The sequence below is a fragment of the Candidatus Allofournierella excrementavium genome, assembly GCF_048526665.1.
GTDB classification, from domain to species: Bacteria; Bacillota; Clostridia; order Oscillospirales; family Ruminococcaceae; genus Allofournierella_A; species Allofournierella_A excrementavium.
In genome coordinates this window covers 1-1,421 of sequence record NZ_DBGFPE010000002.1, presented here as the reverse complement: position 1 = coordinate 1,421, position 1,421 = coordinate 1, and the positions used below count along the sequence as shown (strand labels likewise).

Annotated in this window: 1 protein-coding gene and 1 pseudogene; both read left to right on the top strand. The window is 61.8% G+C overall.

Going from position 1 to position 1,421, the window contains the following annotated elements; all coding sequences use genetic code 11:
• Window positions 1-1,165 (top strand): ABC transporter ATP-binding protein (locus ACMI1Q_RS00280; RefSeq protein WP_419502395.1); only part of this gene is annotated, 1,165 nt, incomplete at its 5' end.
• A pseudogene (locus ACMI1Q_RS00275) lies at window positions 1,162-1,421 on the top strand (ABC transporter ATP-binding protein); the annotation flags it as partial. The gene ACMI1Q_RS00280 and the pseudogene ACMI1Q_RS00275, both read left to right, overlap by 4 nt.

The window sequence follows — 1,421 nt, the reverse complement described above, 5'->3', positions numbered from 1 at the left end:
GACCACCCAGGCCATGAACAGCGCCATTGTGGAGTACATCGGCGGCATTGAGGTCATCAAGGCGTTCAACCAGGGCAAGCAGTCCTATGCCCGCTTCTCCGACAGCGTAAAGGCCAACGCCTCCTACTTCTACCACTGGATGAAGAGCTGCCAGATGCCGGTCTCTCTGGCCCGTGCCATCTCACCTACCACCATGATTACTATTCTGCCGGTGGGCTGGCTTCTCTACACCGGAGGGAGTCTGCCCATCGAGACCTTTATCACCACCATCGTCCTGTCCCTGGGCATTGCCGGGCCTCTGCTGGCCGCTATGGACTTTGTGGACAGCCTTGCCAAAGTGGGCACCATCGTGGGCTCGGTGGACGCCATCCTGAACGGGGCGGAGCAGGATCACGGGGAAGCGTCGGTGGAGTTCCGGGGCCGGGACATCAAGCTCTCCCATGTGTCTTTCGGCTACCACGCGGACAAGGAGGTGCTCCACGATGTGTCCCTCACCATTCCCGCCGGGAGCATGACCGCCTTTGTGGGGCCCTCTGGCTCGGGCAAGTCCACCATCGCCAAGCTGATCGCCGGCTTTTGGGATGTAACCTCCGGCTCCATCACCTTGGGCGGACAAGACTTGAAGCGGGTCCCACTGAAGCAGCTCTATGACCAGGTGGCCTTTGTCTCCCAGGACAACTACCTCTTTGACGAGAGCATCCGGGAAAATATCCGCATGGGTCGCCCGGCGGCCACCGACGCCGAGGTGGAGGCCGTGGCAAAGGCCGCCGGGTGCGACGCCTTTATCCGGGGCCTGGAACGCGGCTACGACACCGTGGTGGGCGGAGGCGGCGCCCATCTGTCCGGCGGCGAACGCCAGCGCATCGCCATCGCCCGGGCCATGCTCAAAGACGCGCCCATTGTGGTGCTGGACGAGGCGACCGCCTACATAGACCCCGAGAACGAAGCTGTTGTTCAGCAGGCCGTGGGTAAGCTGGTGGCGGGAAAGACCGTTCTGGTCATCGCCCACCGCCTCAGCACCATCACGGGAGCGGATCAGATTGTGGTAGTCAATGGCGGCCGCATCCAGGATGCGGGCACCCACGAAGAACTTTTGAAAAACTGCCCGCTGTATCAAGAGATGTGGCGGGCTCACATGGGCGCAAAGGAGGGAGAACAGGCATGATCGGCGTTCTGAAAAAAATCTGGCACTTTGCCGGCGAGGAACAGGGCAATATCCGGAAGTCCATGATTTTAGGCTTCTTTTACGCGGTGTTTCATATGTTCCAGATTGCGGCTATCTATGTGGTGGTGCTGGCCCTCGTGGGCGGCTCCACAGACTCCGCCCCGGCCTGGCAGGCGCTGGGGCTTCTGCTGGCCAGCATTCTGGGCCGGGCGGTCCTCAACCGCTTCAGCCAGCTCCAGCAGACCCACGCCGGCTA